This is a genomic window from Arthrobacter sp. 147(2020), from assembly GCF_013116715.1.
In the GTDB taxonomy this organism is placed as follows: domain Bacteria; phylum Actinomycetota; class Actinomycetes; order Actinomycetales; family Micrococcaceae; genus Arthrobacter_D.
In genome coordinates, this window is the sequence record NZ_JABFOM010000010.1 from 64,576 (window position 1) to 82,137 (window position 17,562).

Sequence of the window (17,562 nt, forward strand, 5' to 3'; positions counted from 1 at the left end):
CCTTAGCTAGCCGCACGGTCTACCGTGCGGCATGCCCCTCCCTGGACGAGGGGCTTTTGTGTGTCTAGGGGCAATTGATCAAGAGGACAGGGCAACGATAGTGAGCACGCAAGCCGACGCCGGGCAACCGGACGAGAACACCTACAGTTTCGCCGACATCGAAGCCCGATGGCCCGCGGAGTGGGACCGGCTCCAGCCGTTCAAGCCCGCCGACGACGGATCACGGGAACGCAGGTACGTGCTGGACATGTTCCCGTACCCGTCAGGTGACCTCCACATGGGGCACGCCGAGGCGTTCGCGATGGGCGACGTCGTCGCGCGCTACTACCGTCAGCAGGGCTTCGACGTCCTCCACCCGATCGGCTGGGACTCGTTCGGACTGCCCGCCGAGAACGCCGCCATCCAGCGCAACGCCCACCCGTCCGAGTGGACCTACACGAACATCGAGACGCAGGCGAACTCGTTCAGGCGCTACGCGATCAGTGTCGACTGGTCGCGCCGGCTGCACACGTCCGATCCCGGCTACTACCAGTGGACCCAGTGGCTGTTCCTGCGGTTCTTCGAGAAGGGACTGGCCTACCGCAAGGATTCGCCGGTCAACTGGTGCCCGAAGGACCAGACGGTGCTGGCCAACGAGCAGGTTGTCAACGGTGCCTGCGAGCGCTGCGGCACTCCCGTCACCAAGAAGAGCCTGAACCAGTGGTACTTCAAGATCACCGATTACGCTGACCGTCTGCTGGACGATATGGACCAGCTGCGGGGCCACTGGCCCGAGCGCGTCCTGGCGATGCAGCGCAACTGGATTGGCCGCTCCGAGGGCGCGCATGTCGACTTCGTGATCGAGGAGACCGACGGGAAGCCCGCCCAGAGCGTCCCGGTGTTCACCACCCGCCCCGACACGCTGCACGGTGCCACGTTCTTTGTGGTGGCCGCTGACGCGCCACTGGCCCTGGACCTGGTGAGCGAGTCCCACCGCGCCGAACTGGAGGACTACCGGGAGGGCATCAAGTCCCTGTCGGAGATCGAGCGCCAGTCCACCGAGCGCGAGAAGACCGGCGTGTTTACCGGCCGCTGGGCCATCAACCCGCTGAACGGCGAGAAGCTGCCCGTCTGGGCCGCCGACTATGTGCTGGCCGACTACGGCACCGGCGCCATCATGGCCGTGCCCGCGCACGATCAGCGCGACCTGGACTTCGCAAAGGCCTTCGACCTGCCCGTCAGGATGGTCGTGGACACCGGCGCCGAGGACCCGGCGGTATCCGGGATCGCGACCACCGGCGATGGCACGCTGGTGAACTCCGATGAGCTGGACGGGCTGGGCAAGGACGAGGCGATAGCCCGCGCGATCAACCTGGTTGCCGAACACGGCACCGGCGAGCACACGGTCAACTACCGCCTGCGCGACTGGCTGCTGTCCCGGCAGCGGTTCTGGGGTACCCCCATCCCCATCATCCACTGCGCCACGTGTGGCGAGGTCCCTGTCCCTGACGACCAGCTGCCCGTGACGTTGCCGGAAGACCTGCGCGGCGGCGACCTGTCCCCGAAGGGCACGTCCCCGCTGGCCGCCGTCGAGGACTGGGTCAATGTGCCCTGCCCGCAGTGCGCCGGCCCCGCGAAGCGTGACACCGACACGATGGACACCTTCGTCGACTCGTCCTGGTACTTCCTGCGGTTCGCGTCGCCGGACACCACCGATGCACCGTTCGACACCGACGCCGTGAACCGGTGGCTGCCGGTCGGCCAGTACGTGGGCGGCGTCGAGCACGCGATCCTGCACCTGCTGTACAGCCGGTTCTTCACCAAGGTGCTGTACGACCTGGGCCTGATCGGTTTCACCGAGCCCTTCTCGGCTCTGCTGAACCAGGGACAGGTCCTCAACGGCGGCAAGGCCATGAGCAAGTCCCTCGGCAACGGTGTGAACCTGAGCCAGCAACTGGACAAGTTCGGCGTCGACGCCATTCGGCTCACCATGGTGTTCGCCTCCCCACCCGAGGACGACGTCGACTGGGCGGATGTTTCGCCGTCGGGCTCGTCGAAGTTCCTGGCCCGCGCCTGGCGCCTGGGCCAGGACGTCACGAGCGCGCCCGACGTCGACCCGACCACCGGCGACCGGGCGCTGCGGTCGGTGACCCACCGGACCGTTGCTGACAGTGCCGCGCTGCTGCAGGGCAACAAGTTCAACGTGGTCATTGCCCGCGTGATGGAACTGGTCAACGCCACCCGCAAGGCAATCGACTCGGGCGTCGGCGGCGCCGATCCCGCTGTTCGTGAAGCCACCGAGGCGGTCGCGGTCATCCTGAGCCTGTTCGCGCCGTACACGGCCGAAGACCTGTGGAACCGGCTGGGCCACCCCGCCTCCGTTGCCACCGCTGGCTGGCCTGCCGTGGACGAGGCACTGTTGGTGCAGGACACGGTGGTCGCCGTCGTCCAGGTCCAGGGCAAAGTCCGTGACCGGCTGGAAGTCTCCCCGGACATCACCGAGGATGCACTGCGCGAACTGGCCCTGGCCAGCGAGCAGATCCAGAAGACCCTCGATGGCAGGGGAATCCGGACCGTCATCGTGCGGGCTCCCAAGCTGGTCAATATCGTTCCGGAGTAACCCATGCGGGCCGACAAAGCAGCGCAGCCTCCCGTAATACCGCTTCAAGCGGCGCAGGGCGATCCGGCGCAGCCTGAGGCGGAACGGGAAGCCTCAGCGCAGCCCAAGGCCAGCGCGGGGGCCTGGTATTCGATGCGGTGGCTCGAACGGCTCTGGGTCCGGCCGTCCGGATCACGGTCGGCAGCCGAGGCCAGTGCGGGGCCGCGAATCGCCGTCGTCACCGATTCGGCCGCTGCGCTCCCTCCAGAGTGGCTGGCCGCGGGCGGTGCCGCCCGCGGCGTCGTCGTCGTCCCCATGCCGGTGATGATCGCCGGCAGGATCTTCGGCGAAGGCACCGACGACCTCACCGGTCCGCTGTCGGTGGCGCTGGCGGAGGGCGCAGAGGTGCGCACCTCCAGGCCGTCGCCGGGTCAGTTCGAGAGCGTGTACCGGAAGCTTGAAGCTGAGGGTGTGACGGGGATTCTCTCGGTGCACCTCTCCGGTGACCTCTCCGGCACCGCCGACGCCGCGCGGTGGGCCGCCGCGGCCGTGTCTATCCCGGTGGAGGTGGTCGATTGCCGCACGGTCGGAATGGCGATGGGATTTGGTGTGGCGGCAGCGCAGGCTGGCGCGCGCGACGGACTCGACCTTGCGGGGGCTGCAGCGGTTGCCCAGGCGGTCTGCGACTCCTCGACGCTCCGCTTCCTGGTGCCCAGTCTCGAACAACTCCGCAAGGGTGGGCGGATTGGCGCCGCAGCAAGCATGCTGGGAACGCTGCTGTCGGTCAAACCGATTCTGAGTGTTCAGGACGGGCGCATCCTGCCACTTGAAAAGGTCAGATCCACCGCCAAGGCCACCGCCCGGCTGCTTGACCTGGTGGAGATGGACATCGCCGGCCGGCCCGATGCGGTTGTCGCTCTCCACTACTTCGGCAATCAGGCCCAGGTGCAGGAACTGACGACGAGCCTCCAGCAGCGCCACCCGGAGATCCGCACCGTCCTGGCGCAGCTCCCCGCCGTCCTGGCCGCCCACACGGGGCTCGGGGTGATCGCGATCGCCGTCGCGGGGCGGATTGACGACGCCGAATCGTCCTCCACACCCGCCTGACTTCGCCTGCTCTTGTGCACATAGGCCGCCATCTTCAGGCCACCGCACGACGGCGAATCCTAGGCTTCACGCATGGCCAGACACCGCTGGGCCACCAGCGCTCCCTCGAGGGGCGGGTTCAGTTTCCCGCAGGACCGTGAGGGTCGGCAGGGAGACCCCGTCGCCTTCGACGATCGTGAACCTGACAGGGATGACGTCCACCCCTCCGATGATGAATCGCAACCGGGAGGGGAAGGCGTCCGAGAACAGCCGGGGCGCGGACGCCAGTGGGCGGTCGGCCGCGGTGCTGCGCTAGTAGCGCTCGGTGTTGCCCTGTCGTTGGCCGTTGGCCTGTTCCTATTGCGTGGCGGTGCCCCCTCGGAGGTGGCCTCGATCGCGTTGGATCACCCGACCACCGGACAGCAGGAAGGTGAGGCTACTGCGGAACTATCGGGTCCCACAGCTTCCGGCACTTCCACAGCGGCGGAGCGGGTGGGGTCAATTGATACCACTGCGTCGCCTGACGCGGCCGGCTCCGATCCCCAGCGGCTCATTGTGCACGTGGCGGGTGCGGTCAGCCGCCCGGGGATTGTCGAACTCGACGCCGGCTCCCGCGTGTTCGAGGCCCTGGAGCAGGCCGGGGGAGCGTTACCGGACGCCGATCTCGCAGCCATCAATCTGGCGTCCCCGGTCCAGGATGGCCTGCAGATCCGGGTGCCGCTGCAGGGCGAAACGCTTCCGCCGGTGGCCGCCGATGCGCCCCTTCCCGGACCCGGCAGCCCTGGCAGTCCCGACCCTTCGGCGTCTGGCCCACCAGGCCAGCCGGGACTCATCAACATCAACACCGCCGACACCGCTGAACTCGAAACACTGCCGCGGATTGGACCGGTTCTCGCGGAACGCATCATTGAGTGGCGGACCGAACACGGCGGCTTCAGCAGTCCCGAGGATCTGGACGCGGTTCCCGGCATCGGTCAAGCGATGCTCGCCGCGCTGGTGCCACTGGTGACGGTGTGAGCATCACTCTGGCCAGAGCAGGACGATGAGCGCGCAACGACCCTGGACCAGGTATGTGCTGGCGGCCACCGACCCTGGCCCGCGGCCCGCTGCCAAGACGCGGATCGATGCTGACGCGCAGGCTGGCCCCGACGGGCAGGCCACCCCCGGCAATGCCCGGCAGCGGAACCCGGATTCGAAGCGCGGACTCCTGTGGCGCGGGCCGGCCGCGGTCCTCGGACAGGTGACCGGAATGACTGCTGCACCCGGCCGGGACTCACGGGCGCGCCTGCCGGAGTCGCGCCACGGTGACTATCGCCTCCTGCCAGCTGCCGCGGCAGCCTGGGTCACTGCCGCCGCGGTGGTCCGGCTGAGCTCCTCCGCCGCGCTTGTCTGCGCGTTGGTTCTTACGGGACTGGCTGTGGGGTGGGGTCTCGGCTGCCTGACCTCCGGCTGGGTCAGGCGCGTTGCCAGGCTGGTTGTCCTGCCCTTCGCTGTCGCCGCGCTGGTCAGCCTGCCCGCCGCCGCCAGCATCGCGGCGCGCACTGCTGGCCCCGTCCCGGACGCTGTGCAGCGGCAGGCGTCAATCACCGCTGTCCTGGCAGCCAGCTCCGACGCGATGCTGATCAGCCCTGACCGCTACACGGGGAAGGACCGATACCTGGTCGAGGCCACGCTCAGCGGAGGTGTCCTGCATGGCGAATCGTTCACCGCCGAAACACCGGTGGTGGTGATCGGTCCCGCCTCCTGGCAGCAGGTGGTCGCTTCCGACACGATCCGGACGGCGGGCCGCCTCTTGCCCACCGAACCCGGTGACCGGGCCATGGCTCTGCTGATCGCCCACTCCAGCCCCAGGGTCACCCCCCAGGAAGGACCTGCCACCTATCCGGCACAACTCCGAACCAACTTTGTGAGGATCGCAACGGAGGTAGGGGGACAGGACGGCCTGCTGCCCGGGATGGTGATCGGGGACCGCGGCGGCCTCGACCCGACCCTCGAACAGGACATGCAGACCACAGGACTCACCCATCTGACCGCTGTGAGCGGCGCCAACTGCACCTACCTGCTGGTCTTCGTTTTCCTCGCTGTCCGTGCGCTCAGGGCGCCCCGCCTGGTGGCTGCCGTCCTCGGAATTGTTGCGCTGATCGGCTTCGTAATCCTGGTCCGGCCCGAACCAAGTGTGTTGCGCGCAGCGGTGATGGGCGGTCTCGGCGTGGTCGCGGTCCTGACGGGCCGGGGCAAGGTGCCCTTTGCGCTGCTCTTGCTCGCCGTCGTCGTGCTGCTCACCGCCGACCCGTGGCTGAACAACTCCTACGCCTTCCTGCTGTCGGTTGCCGCCGCGGCCGGACTGATCCTGTTTGGCCCGGTCTTGGCGACAAGGCTCAGCAGTTTCATGCCGGTGGCCGCCGCCCAGGTGCTCTCCGTCCCGATCGCAGCGCAGCTCTGCTGCACCCCGATCCTCATACTCCTGCAGCCAACGCTGCCGCTGTACTCACTTCCTGCCAACATTGCGGCCACCCCTGTGGTCCCCGTGGTCACCATTGTGGGAATGCTGGCAGTCGCCCTTGTCGCGATTGCCGAGCCCCTCGCCATCCCCCTCGTAGTGGTGGCGGGGTGGGGCGCCGGCTGGGTGGGCTCGGTGGCGCGGTTCTTCGGCGCAGCTCCCGGCGCTGCGGTGCCGTGGGTGGGCGGCGCAGCCGGTGCAGTCCTGACCGGCGTGCTCTCGCTTGCCGTCATTGTGGCGGTGGTGTGGGGGCCGCGAGTCTGGTCAGCCCTTCGGCGCCGGGCACGACCGGGGACCGCCACCTCAACGGCGAGGGATGCGCCACGGTCCAGGGGCACGGCGGCAGCCTGGATTGCCGGGGGAGTCGCGATCGGCCTCGCAGCGGTCTTCCTCTGGCCGCTCCAGCGCGATGTCGGGAACCGGTGGCACCTGGCGACCTGCGATGTCGGTCAGGGTGATGCTTTCGCTGTGCGGACCGGAGAACACAAGGTAATCCTGGTGGACACCGGTCCGGAGCCTGACGACGTCGACGCCTGCCTGGACCGGCTATCGGTCACCACCGTTGAACTGCTGGTCCTCACCCACCTGCATGCCGATCACTATGGGGGCATCGAGGGAGTCTTCAGGGACCGGACCGTGGAGCGGGTTCTGTACTCCACGTCGGAACCCGTCCTTCCCGCAGAAGTGACTACCGCAGTGGTCAGCAATGCCCCCGATTCCGGTGACGAAGCTGACGTCGGCGCAAGCAGCGCCCCGCCCGGAAAGCTGACGGCGGGAATGAGCGGCTCGCACGGCGACGACGGGTATGCGCGTGTCAGTTGGACGGTGATCTGGCCGGAGCCGGGCGCCCGGCCCAACTCTGAGAACAACTCAAGCGCGGTCCTGGAAGTCACGATCGACACGCCCAGCGACGGCGGCATATCGGTCCTCCTGACCGGTGACCTCGAGGAGGACGCCGCGGCTGCCCTGCTGCTGGAGAACCCGGACCTTGTCGAACGGGGCGTGCAGATCCTCAAGGTGGCCCACCACGGTGCGCAGAATGGGGGTCTGGAACTCGCACGCGCGGTCCGTCCACGGTTGGCAATGATCTCTGCTGGCCGTGACAATGACTACGGTCACCCACACCCCAGCATCACCGCTGGCCTGTCTGCGGCGGGGATTGCCGTGGCCCGAACTGATGAGCTGGGCTCGTTCCTGGTCTCGATCCAGGACAACTCGTTGCGCGTCCGACGACGCCGCGCCGTCCCGCTTTGCCGCAGCTGCAGCCCGTGGCACAGTTGAGCGTGGACACCGGTCCAGTCACTGAATCAATGCAGGAGCCACCACTTGAATTCCCGACCCACCGCAACCCGCAGGGACAGCCCCGGGACCTCCGGGGTGCACTGGCGCGCTGTCACTCCTGCGCCCGTGGTGCTCCTCAGCGGACCGGAAACGTACGCCGCGGGCCAGGCCGTTGAACGGATCCGGCGAAGCCTCAAGGACGCCCGGCCCGATCTGGAAGTGGTGCAACTGGACGCCGGCAAGTACGAGGTGGGAGAGCTCACCCTGCACGGCAGTCCCTCCCTCTTCGGCGAGGCGAAGCTCATCGAAGTCACCGGGCTCGCGCAGATGAACGACGACTTCCTGCAGGACACGCTCGGCTATCTCAGCGACCCAGCGCCCGACGTCGTGCTGGTGATGCACCACAGTGGTGGAAACCGCGGCAAGAAGCTGCTGGACGCCATCAAGGCGTCGGGAGCCACTGTGGTGGATTGCCAGCCGCTGAAGAAGGACTCGGACAAGACCGACTTCGTGGTCGAAGAGTTCCGGGCCGCGGGGCGGCGGATCGGCGGCGGTGCCCTCCGGGCTCTGGTGGCAGCCGTAGGATCCCAGCTGGCCGAACTGGCAGCAGCCTGCCAGCAGCTGATCTCCGACACCACCGGTGAAATTACCGAGGAGACGGTCGAGAAATACTATGGCGGCCGCGTGGAGGTCACCGGATTTAAGGTGGCCGATGCGGCCTTGGCGGGTAGGGGAGGGCAGGCCCTGTCGATGCTGCGCCACGCTCTGGCCACCGGCGCCGATCCGGTGCTCCTGACCGCGGCTCTGGCCATGAAGGTGCGTGCGGTGGCGAAGGTGCACCAGGTGCGGGGGAGCTCAGCCCAGCTGGCGAAGGAACTCGGCATGGCACCCTGGCAGGTAGACCAGGCCCGGCGGGACGCCCAGCGCTTCAGCTCCGAGGGGCTGGTGCAGTGCATCCAGGTGCTCGCTGAGGCGGACGCGCAGGTCAAGGGAGCCTCCCGAGACCCGGTCTACGCCGTCGAGCACGCCGTCACGACCATCGCCCTCGCCGGCCGCGGCTGACTTCAACCCCAGAACTTCCAGAGCCCCATCCGGAACCGCCAGCACCATCGGCCGAGTGGTGAGGTAGGGCGACTCGGAGGGCGAGCTGCGCAGTGACAAGAGCGTTAAACGACAGATGGCTGGCCCGAAGGCCAGCCATCTGGAAATCGTCGAACGGTCCGGCTCTGGTTAGAGAGCGTTGACCTTCTTCGAGATCGCGGACTTGTGGTTCGCTGCGTTGTTCTTGTGCACGACACCCTTGCTGACTGCCTTGTCCAGCTTGCGGCTAGCCGACTGCATGAGGCTGGTAGCAGCCTCCTTGTCAGCTGAACCGATCGCAGTGTTGACGGCGCGGATGGCCGTCTTCAGCTCGGACTTAACCGAGTTGTTGCGCTGGCGCGCCTTCTCGTTGGTGAGAATGCGCTTTTTCTGGGACTTGATATTTGCCACGTATTAAAACTCTCTTTGTATTGCGGACTGGTCGTGAGGGTAATTCAGTTCAACCAATGACTGAGCGGCGTGGGGATACCGTGGACGATTGGACTAAAGTGCCCGTCGACCTGCTCGGACACACAGCTGTCTAGATTACCAGAGATGCGCTGAATAGTCCCGGCAGCGACCCGCTGCGCGCGCCGCCAACCTCGACAGTCCCTCCAACGAGCGCAGGCGGGTCACGCCTTACCCCGGCGGCGGGTACGGGCGGGATCAGCTAAGTCGTGCAACAACCCGATCGAACGCTGCCCGGGGGAGGACCGCACCGATCCGACGTACGTCGGCCGGCGCCAGCTGGATGATGCGGTCGGTTCGCACCTCGCTGGGCCTGCCCTTGCGGTCCCACGGTCCCGCTCCGATGTCCACGTAGGCCGGGTCGGAGCTGTCCGCGCCATTCCTGTCGCGGCTGGTCAGCATCAGCCCGAGCAGCTTCTCGCCGTGTTTCCCGATCAGGAGGACCGGCCGGTCCTTGCCCTGCCGGTGGTCCTCCTCATAGGGAACCCACGCCCAGACAATCTCACCGGCGTCGGGCCGGTTGTCGGGGTTCGGCGCGTAGCTAACCCTGGGGGTGCCAGTGAAATCGCCCGGGTAGGCGGAAGGCATACGGTCGGACGATGGAGCACGGTGGGGCTTGGCCTGTCGCGGCGGGGCCTGGAGCACCCTGACGGCGCGACGGGCAAACCGCAACAGTGAACTGGCGTCAAAGGGCATGCGCTCCAGAATACAGTTCAACCGTCAGCTGCGGATTCCAGAGCATTCACCAGCTCATGGGAGACTGTTAACTCAGCTGGTGCAGGAAAACCCGCGTACCAGCTGAGTTTACTTAGCTGGCGAACCAGGCCGTTGTCGTTATAACGGCCGCCGCGCAGCAGCCTTCGCAACAGTAAGGAATGTCCAGTGTCACCCAAGGCCCGCACTTCTCCAGTGCCCGCCGCCACTGATCCGGCGATCATCAGGAACTTCTGCATTATCGCGCACATCGATCATGGGAAGTCCACCCTGGCGGACCGGATGCTGCAGCTCACCGGAGTCGTTGAGCAGCGTGACATGAAGGCTCAGTACCTGGACCGCATGGACATTGAGCGCGAACGCGGCATCACCATCAAGTCCCAGGCCGTCCGGCTGCCGTGGGAGCTCGACGGCGTCAGCTACGCGCTGAACATGATCGACACCCCGGGCCACGTCGACTTCACCTACGAGGTGTCCCGGTCCCTGGCTGCCTGCGAAGGCGCAATCCTGCTCGTCGACGCCGCGCAGGGCATCGAGGCCCAGACCCTCGCCAACCTCTACCTGGCGATGGAAAACAACCTCACCATCATCCCGGTGCTGAACAAGATCGACCTCCCGGCGGCGCAGCCCGAGAAGTACGCTGCCGAACTGGCCAGCCTGATCGGCGGCGAACCCGAGGACGTCCTGCGGGTGTCCGGCAAGACCGGCATGGGCGTGGAGGCCCTCCTGGACCAGATTGTCCGTGACCTCCCGCCGCCCGTTGGCGACCCCGACGCACCGGCCCGCGCCATGATCTTCGACTCCGTCTATGACACCTACCGCGGCGTGGTCACCTACGTCCGCGTGGTGGACGGTATGTTGCATCCTCGCGAGCGGATTCAGATGATGTCCACCCGCGCGAGCCACGAGCTGCTTGAGATCGGCGTCAGCTCGCCCGAGCCAACCCCGTCGAAGGGGCTCGGCGTCGGCGAGGTGGGCTACCTCATCACCGGGGTGAAGGACGTCCGCCTGTCCAAGGTCGGCGACACCGTCACCAACCTCGCGAAGCCAGCCACGGAGTCCTTGCCCGGCTACGCCGACGCGAAACCGATGGTCTTCTCGGGCCTGTACCCGCTGGATGGCACCGACTACCCGGTGCTCAGGGATGCGCTGGAGAAGCTGATGCTCAACGACGCTGCGCTGGTGTACGAGCCGGAGACCTCAGCTGCACTCGGGTTCGGGTTCCGGGTCGGTTTCCTCGGCCTCCTGCACCTGGAGATCACCCGCGAACGGCTCGAACGCGAGCACAACCTGAATCTGATCTCCACCGCACCCAACGTGGAATACCAGGTGACGCTTGAGGACAAGAAGCTCATCCACGTCACCAACCCCAGCGAGTACCCCACCGGGAAGATCGCCGAGGTCCGCGAGCCAATGGTCGCGGCGACGATCCTGGCACCGACCGAGTTTGTGGGCGCCATCATGGAACTGTGCCAGAGCCGGCGCGGCGTGATGGGCGGCATGGACTACCTCTCCGAAGACCGGGTGGAAATCCGGTACCGGCTGCCCCTGGCCGAGATCGTCTTCGACTTCTTCGACATCCTCAAGTCCCGCACCCGTGGTTACGGTTCGCTGGACTGGAAGGCCGACGGCGACCAGGCCGCCGATCTGGTCAAGGTCGACATCATGCTGCAGGGCGAACAGGTCGACGCTTTCTCGGCCATCACCCACCGCGACAAGGCCTACGCCTACGGCGTGATGATGACCGGCAAGCTGCGCGAGCTCATTCCCCGCCAGCAATTCGAGGTTCCCATCCAGGCCGCGATTGGCTCACGGATCATCGCCCGCGAAAGCATCAGGGCCATCCGCAAGGACGTCCTTGCAAAGTGCTACGGCGGCGACATCACCCGTAAGCGCAAACTGCTCGAGAAGCAGAAGGAAGGCAAGAAGCGGATGAAGATGGTGGGACGGGTAGAAGTTCCCCAGGAAGCCTTCATTGCTGCCCTCACCACCGACGAATCCAAGGACAAGGTCAAGAAGTAGCAATGCCAAGTGCCCTCCCTCTTGGCCTGCCCTCGCCGGAGAACGGCCTGCTACCGGAACAGGCTGCGGTCGGCAGCGCCGAGCGCAAGCTGGGGCTCTACGTCCACATTCCGTTCTGCGCTGTGCGGTGCGGGTACTGCGACTTCAATACCTACACCGCGACCGAGTTGGGCGGCGGCGCGTCCCAGGACCGGTACGCGGCGACGGTCAGCGCTGAACTGGACCTTGCCGGCCGCGTCCTGACCGAGTCGGGCACTGCTGCGCGGCCCCTGTCAACGATCTTCTTCGGCGGCGGCACCCCCACCCTGCTCCCTGCCGAGGACCTCGCGTCAGTGCTGAGGACCGCCGTCGGGCACTGGGGGCTAGCCCCCGGCGCCGAGGTGACCACCGAGGCTAACCCCGACTCGGTCACCCCCGAATCGCTTGCAGTGCTGGCCGAGGCAGGCTTCACCCGGGTGTCCTTCGGCATGCAGTCGGCGGTGCCCCACGTCCTGGAAGTGCTGGACCGCACCCACTCGCCCGAGCGGGTGCCGTTGGCCGTCCAATGGGCCCGGGATGCCGGGCTGCGCGTCAGCCTGGACCTCATCTACGGCACACCAGGGGAGAGTGCAGCGGACTGGCAGCGGTCCCTCGACGCAGCCCTGTCCTACGGGCCGGACCACGTCTCCGCCTATGCGCTGATTATCGAGGATGGCACCAAGCTTGCCGCGCGGATCCGCCGGGGCCAGGTGCCCGACATCGACGACGACGACCATGCCGAGAAGTACGCCCTGGCCGAGCAGGCCATGGCCGCCGCCGGGCTGAGCTGGTACGAGGTCAGCAACTGGGCGCGCACTCCCGAGGACGAGTGCCGCCACAACCTTGCCTACTGGCGGGGCGACGATTGGTGGGGTGCCGGTCCCGGCGCCCACTCACATGTGGGGGGTGTGCGATGGTGGAACGTGAAGCATCCCACCGCCTACGCACAGCGGCTGTCCACGGGCGTATCGCCGGCTGCGGGCCGGGAAATTCTCGACGACGACACCCGGTACGTTGAGGACGTGATGCTCCGCGCCAGGCTTCGCGAGGGTCTGCCTACCAGTGCTCTGCGTCCGGAAGGCCGCCTGGCGGTGGCCGGGCTGATCGCCGATTCGCTGGTGGATCCGGCCGCCGCGTTCGGTGGGACCATTACCCTGACTGCCAGCGGCCGGCTGCTCGCCGACGCGGTGGTCCGCAGGTTGCTACCCGACTGACTGATTGACCGGCGCGCTTCCCGCCGACCGGCAGTGCCGGAATACTTGCCTACTTGAAGAGTCGGAGGTTCACCGTGTAACGGTAGGGCCGGCCGCGGTTGACCTGGATCCCGGCAACTACCGACGACAGCGCGATGGCCACCCAGATCAGTGCATTGACGACGGCGAACAGACCGCCAACCGTGGGCAGCAGGGACAGCAGCCAGGCCGCAAACGCGAGCAGCGTTGGCGGGAAGGTGAAGTTGAATGCCTCCCGCGCCTCCTGGGCGGTGAACGGGCCGCGGTCCTTGAAGATGAGCAGGATCAGCAGTGAAGGAATGAACCCCAGGATTCCGCCGAAGTGTGCCAAGGTTGCCCACTGCCGGTCTTCGGACGCGGTCAGGGGCAGCGCATTCGCCGGGACGCCCTCAAATGCGGACGAGGGCTGGCCGTGGCCCTCCGCGGATCCGTGCTGCTTGGGCTGGTCGGCGGGGTTAGACAACTGGACATCCTTCATTGCTTTCGGGGCCGCCGGGGCAGGGGCCTTCCTCACTAGAGTACGTCGTTGCCCAGCAATCGTGCACTGCGGATCAGTCGCCCCGACCGGAAATCCTAAGGATCGGTCAGGAAGTCAATCACTTCCTCCACCCGCCCCAGCAGTGACGGTTCCAGGTCGGCATAGCTGGTGACGCAGCCGAGCAGGCGCTTCCAGCCGTGCGCGATGGCTGCCTTGTCGGAGTTGGGCCACCCGAGCCCCGCCAGGATGCCGGTCTTCCAGTCCTGGCCCCGCGGCACCACCGGCCAGGCGGTCAATCCGACGGCTGCGGGCTTGATGGCCTGCCACACGTCTACATAGGGGTGTCCGACGATGAGAACGTTGGCGGCGGCCCCCGGGACCTTCATCGCCTCTTGTGCGATGCGCTGCTCCTTGGATCCGGTGACCAGGTGGTCGACGAGGATGCCAAGCCGTCGATGGGGTCCGGGGGCGAAGGCCCGGATCATCCCGGCGAGGTCCTCGACTCCGTGAAGCGGCTCAACGACGATACCCTCGAGGCGCAGGTCATCACCCCACACCTTCTCGATGAGTTCGGCATCATGCTGGCCTTCGACCCAGATCCGGCTGGCGCGGGCTGTGCGCGCCCGGGCACCGTCCACCTTCACGGATCCCGACGCCGTCACCCGGCGCGCGGGAGCGGCCGGCGCCACCGCTGGGGCGACGATCTCCACGGGCGAACCATCCACATGGAAACCGAACCCGAGGCGGAAGGTCTTGAGCCTGCCGCGGCGGTCCTCCAACACCATGACGTGCATGCCACCGGATTTCTCCACCCGGACCACCGCGCCGACGTAGCCGCTCTGGACGTCTTCCAGGACCAGCCCAGCGCTGACCGGAATCTTGGGCAGGGGGCCACTGCGGGGAGCCGAAATGTCCTGTGCTCCCCATTCGTAACTGGACATCGTCATACTCGCTTCCCGGCTCACCGCTGGACAGTCCGGCCAGGGATTTCAATGCTAACAATTCATCGGAAAGTACTAGACTTGGCACTTGGGCGTGTCGAGTGCCAGATCCGTTGGAAGAGTCAAGGAACCATGTTCGGAGGTGAAAAGTGAGCGAACCACGCCGACTGGAAGTACTGCGTGCCATCGTCGAGGACTATGTGCATTCCCGGGAGCCTGTTGGATCGAAGGCCCTGGTGGAGCGGCATCAACTGGGTGTCTCATCGGCCACCATCCGCAACGATATGGCGGTGCTGGAGGAAGAGGGGCTGATCACGGCGCCCCACACCAGTTCCGGCCGGATCCCCACCGACAAGGGCTATCGCCTCTTTGTCGACCAGATTTCCGAGGTCAAGCCGTTGTCCGCGCCAGAGAAACGCGCCATCCAGACGCTGCTGGAGGGAGCTGAGGATCTCGATGACGTGATGGACCGCACCGTCCGGTTGCTGTCCCATCTCACCAACCAGGTGGCAGTGGTGCAGTACCCCCATCTGGGGAGCGCCGCCGTCCGGCACCTCGAGTTCGTCCTGCTGGCGCCAAACCAGGTGCTGGTGGTCCTGATCGCCACGAACGGCACCGTACAGCAGCGTGTGGTGCCCCTGCCCGAGCCCGTCCCCGAGAACAGCCTCGCCGAACTCCGGCAGCATTTCCTCGGCTCGGTGGCCGGGACGAAGCTGACGTTCCTCCCGCAGGAACTGGCGCTGGCTGTGGCAGCGCTGCCGTTTCAGCAGCGCAGGGCCGGCACTGTCCTGGCGCGGACCCTCGAGCAGCTCGCCGGGATCAACCGCGAAGACCGGATTGTGATGGCAGGTACAGCCAACCTTGCCCGATCCACCGTAGACTTTCCCTTGAGCATCGGCCCCGTGCTGGAAGCACTTGAGGAACAGGTGGTCATGCTCCGCCTCCTCTCCGAAATGAAACACGATGCATTTGGCGTGTCGGTGCGGATCGGGCGGGAAAACCCCCACGGAGGCCTCGCCGAAGCATCGGTGATTGCCACCGGGTACGGCCCCGACTCGTTGGCGAAAGTGGGAGTCCTCGGACCTACCCGGATGGACTATCCCACGTCGATGTCGGCGGTACGCGCGGTGGCCCGCTATCTGTCCCGGATCCTGACGGACTAGCCGGGCACCCGACACGCAGGAACTTTGAAGGCAAGAACCGAACCTTTCGAAGGTGGGGCGCTTTTGCCCCACCTCGACCAGTGACACAGGAAGTGAAGTGCAGGAGTGAGTAATCACTATGAAGTCCTCGGTGTGAACCGCGATGCGAGCGGCGAGGAGATCAAGAAGGCCTATCGCAAGCTGGCGCGGAAACTTCACCCGGACGTCAATACGGGGCCGGACGCGTCGGAGGAGTTCAAGCTGGTCACCCGCGCCTACGAGGTGCTGTCCGACCCACAGAAGCGCCGGGTGTATGACACCACGGGCAACGAGAACGGGACCGATAACGGTTTCGGTGGCGGACACGCCGGCCCGGGCTTTGCGTTCCAGGACATCTTCGAGACCTTCTTCGGCGGCGGCGGACCCAGCGGACCGCCGTCGCGCACCCGCCGGGGTCAGGACGCGCTCATTGCGGTCCGGATCGACCTGGTCGACGCCGTGTTCGGGATCAACAAGAAGATCGACGTCGACACCGCAGCGGTCTGCCCCACCTGTGACGGTTCCTGCTGCCAGCCCGGCACCTCGCCGCGGACCTGCGACATCTGTGGTGGATCAGGCCAGGTACAGCGGGCCGTCCGGTCCATTCTGGGCCAGGTCATGACCAGCGCCACCTGTGGCACCTGCCAGGGCTTCGGCACAGTAATCCCCAACCCTTGCCACGAATGCAACGGCGACGGCCGGGTCCGCAGCCGCCGCAGCCTCACCATCAAGGTGCCGGCGGGTGTCTCCACCGGGACCCGTATCCAGCTCGGCGGCCAAGGCGAAGCCGGCATGGCCGGCGGGCCGCAGGGTGACCTGTATGTGGAAATCCGGGTCAACCCGGACCCCACGTTCCTCCGCGAGGGAGACGACCTGCACGTCACCCTCAGCGTCCCCATGACCGCTGCCGCCCTCGGTACCACCCTGAACTTCGCCTCGTTCGACGGTGACCAGGAGCTGGGTATCAAGGCGGGGACCCAGTCGGGTGAGATCGTGACTCTACGCGGGCTGGGAGTGACCCACCTGCGCGGTTACGGGCGCGGCGACCTCAAGGTGCACCTGAACGTCGAAACCCCCCGCAACGTCGACCAGGCGCAGGAGGAACTGCTGCGCAAGCTTGCCGAACTACGCGGCGAAGAGTTCGTTGAGGGACAGCTGGCCAGCAACGGCTCAGGGGTCTTCGCGAAGCTGCGAGAGCGGCTGGGTAACCTCTAGGCGTGAGCAACGCACTGTACTTCGGCGACCCCAACGCCGTCTCCGCCGCCGCTCCCGGGTCCCGCTTCGTCCTGACCGGTCCGGAGGCGCGCCACGCCGCGACGGTGAAACGGGTCACCGTGGGCGAGGCCATCGATGTCGCCGATGGGCGCGGACGCAGGCTCACGGGGACCGTCGCCGAGAGCAGCGGCCAGAGTGTCACCCTTGAAGTCAGCACTGTCGAGGACGAGCCGGCCCCCGCCACGACGCTGGTCCTCGTCCAGGCACTGGCCAAGGGGGACCGCGACCTGCAGGCGGTTGAGGCCGCCACCGAGCTGGGCGTGGATGCCGTGCTGCCCTGGCAGGCAGACCGCAGCATTGTCCGCTGGCGTGCCGAGAAGGCCGTCAAGGGGCAGCAGAAATGGGAGTCCACCGTCTGGGGTGCTGGTAAGCAGTCGCGTCGGGCGCGGCTCCCCGAGGTGCACAGCCTGCATGACAGCAGGTCCCTCGCCGGCTGGTTGGCGGGCGTGGACCTGGCGCTGATTCTGCACGAGGAAGCCGTGGACGGGCTGGGAACGTTCCTCAGGCCAGCTGACGGTGCGGTGCCCGGCACTGTCGCGATCGTCGTGGGGCCGGAAGGCGGAATCAGCGCCGCCGAACTGGAGTTGTTCACCTCGAACGGGGCCCATGCGGTGCGAATGGGAGACCATGTGTTGCGTTCCTCCACCGCCGGTCCAGCCGCGCTGGCGGTGCTGAACCAGCTGCTCGGCCGCTGGTAGCGGCGCCCCT

14 protein-coding genes are annotated in these 17,562 nt (G+C 66.8%); 10 read left to right on the forward strand and 4 right to left on the reverse strand.

Annotated elements, in window-relative coordinates:
- The first annotated feature begins 100 nt into the window (after window positions 1-100).
- From leuS to holA, 5 genes are all read left to right on the forward strand, one after another.
- A complete protein-coding gene (leuS, locus tag HMI58_RS09200) occupies window positions 101-2,599 on the forward strand; it encodes a leucine--tRNA ligase (RefSeq protein WP_318779172.1) in 2,499 nt (832 codons plus the stop codon).
- Between the two features lie 3 nt (window positions 2,600-2,602).
- On the forward strand, window positions 2,603-3,685 hold the full coding sequence (locus HMI58_RS09205) for a DegV family protein (RefSeq protein ID WP_225668001.1): 1,083 nt from the start codon (window positions 2,603-2,605) through the stop codon (window positions 3,683-3,685).
- Between the two features lie 72 nt (window positions 3,686-3,757).
- Window positions 3,758-4,681: a ComEA family DNA-binding protein gene (locus HMI58_RS09210; RefSeq protein WP_171619205.1), complete on the forward strand. Its 924-nt coding sequence runs from the start codon at window positions 3,758-3,760 to the stop codon at window positions 4,679-4,681.
- 25 nt (window positions 4,682-4,706) lie between these two features.
- Complete coding sequence (locus HMI58_RS09215; RefSeq protein ID WP_171619207.1) at window positions 4,707-7,445, forward strand: ComEC/Rec2 family competence protein; 2,739 nt, start codon at window positions 4,707-4,709, stop codon at window positions 7,443-7,445.
- 96 nt (window positions 7,446-7,541) lie between these two features.
- Window positions 7,542-8,507, forward strand: a complete 966-nt coding sequence (gene holA / locus HMI58_RS09220; RefSeq protein WP_171619248.1) for a DNA polymerase III subunit delta — start codon at window positions 7,542-7,544, stop codon at window positions 8,505-8,507.
- Between the two features lie 168 nt (window positions 8,508-8,675).
- Here holA and rpsT read toward each other — a convergent pair whose 3' ends face one another.
- On the reverse strand, window positions 8,676-8,936 hold the full coding sequence (gene rpsT, locus HMI58_RS09225) for a 30S ribosomal protein S20 (protein ID WP_171587360.1): 261 nt from the start codon (window positions 8,934-8,936) through the stop codon (window positions 8,676-8,678).
- Between the two features lie 255 nt (window positions 8,937-9,191).
- The gene (locus HMI58_RS09230; protein ID WP_171619209.1) at window positions 9,192-9,689 is read right to left on the reverse strand and encodes a type II toxin-antitoxin system PemK/MazF family toxin; all 498 of its coding nucleotides are present in this window, start codon (window positions 9,687-9,689) and stop codon (window positions 9,192-9,194) included.
- A 186-nt stretch (window positions 9,690-9,875) separates the two neighbouring features.
- On the opposite strand from HMI58_RS09230, the gene lepA reads away from it, so the two are divergent.
- The gene (lepA, locus tag HMI58_RS09235) at window positions 9,876-11,729 is read left to right on the forward strand and encodes a translation elongation factor 4 (protein WP_171587358.1); all 1,854 of its coding nucleotides are present in this window, start codon (window positions 9,876-9,878) and stop codon (window positions 11,727-11,729) included.
- A 2-nt stretch (window positions 11,730-11,731) separates the two neighbouring features.
- Complete coding sequence (gene hemW / locus HMI58_RS09240; RefSeq protein ID WP_171619211.1) at window positions 11,732-12,961, forward strand: radical SAM family heme chaperone HemW; 1,230 nt, start codon at window positions 11,732-11,734, stop codon at window positions 12,959-12,961.
- A 49-nt stretch (window positions 12,962-13,010) separates the two neighbouring features.
- Here the strand turns inward: hemW and HMI58_RS09245 are convergent, their stop codons facing one another.
- Window positions 13,011-13,442 (reverse strand): DUF4870 domain-containing protein, encoded by a 432-nt coding sequence (locus tag HMI58_RS09245; RefSeq protein WP_225668000.1) that lies wholly within the window; start codon window positions 13,440-13,442, stop codon window positions 13,011-13,013.
- A gap of 110 nt (window positions 13,443-13,552) precedes the next feature.
- Window positions 13,553-14,398: a DUF3097 family protein gene (locus tag HMI58_RS09250; protein ID WP_171619250.1), complete on the reverse strand. Its 846-nt coding sequence runs from the start codon at window positions 14,396-14,398 to the stop codon at window positions 13,553-13,555.
- Window positions 14,399-14,547: 149 nt separating this feature from the next.
- On the opposite strand from HMI58_RS09250, the gene hrcA reads away from it, so the two are divergent.
- From hrcA to HMI58_RS09265, 3 genes are all read left to right on the forward strand, one after another.
- Window positions 14,548-15,561 (forward strand): heat-inducible transcriptional repressor HrcA, encoded by a 1,014-nt coding sequence (gene hrcA, locus HMI58_RS09255; protein WP_171619213.1) that lies wholly within the window; start codon window positions 14,548-14,550, stop codon window positions 15,559-15,561.
- Window positions 15,562-15,666: 105 nt separating this feature from the next.
- Complete coding sequence (gene dnaJ, locus HMI58_RS09260) at window positions 15,667-16,794, forward strand: molecular chaperone DnaJ (RefSeq protein ID WP_171619215.1); 1,128 nt, start codon at window positions 15,667-15,669, stop codon at window positions 16,792-16,794.
- A gap of 2 nt (window positions 16,795-16,796) precedes the next feature.
- Window positions 16,797-17,552, forward strand: a complete 756-nt coding sequence (locus HMI58_RS09265) for a 16S rRNA (uracil(1498)-N(3))-methyltransferase (protein WP_171619218.1) — start codon at window positions 16,797-16,799, stop codon at window positions 17,550-17,552.
- Window positions 17,553-17,562: the final 10 nt, after the last annotated feature.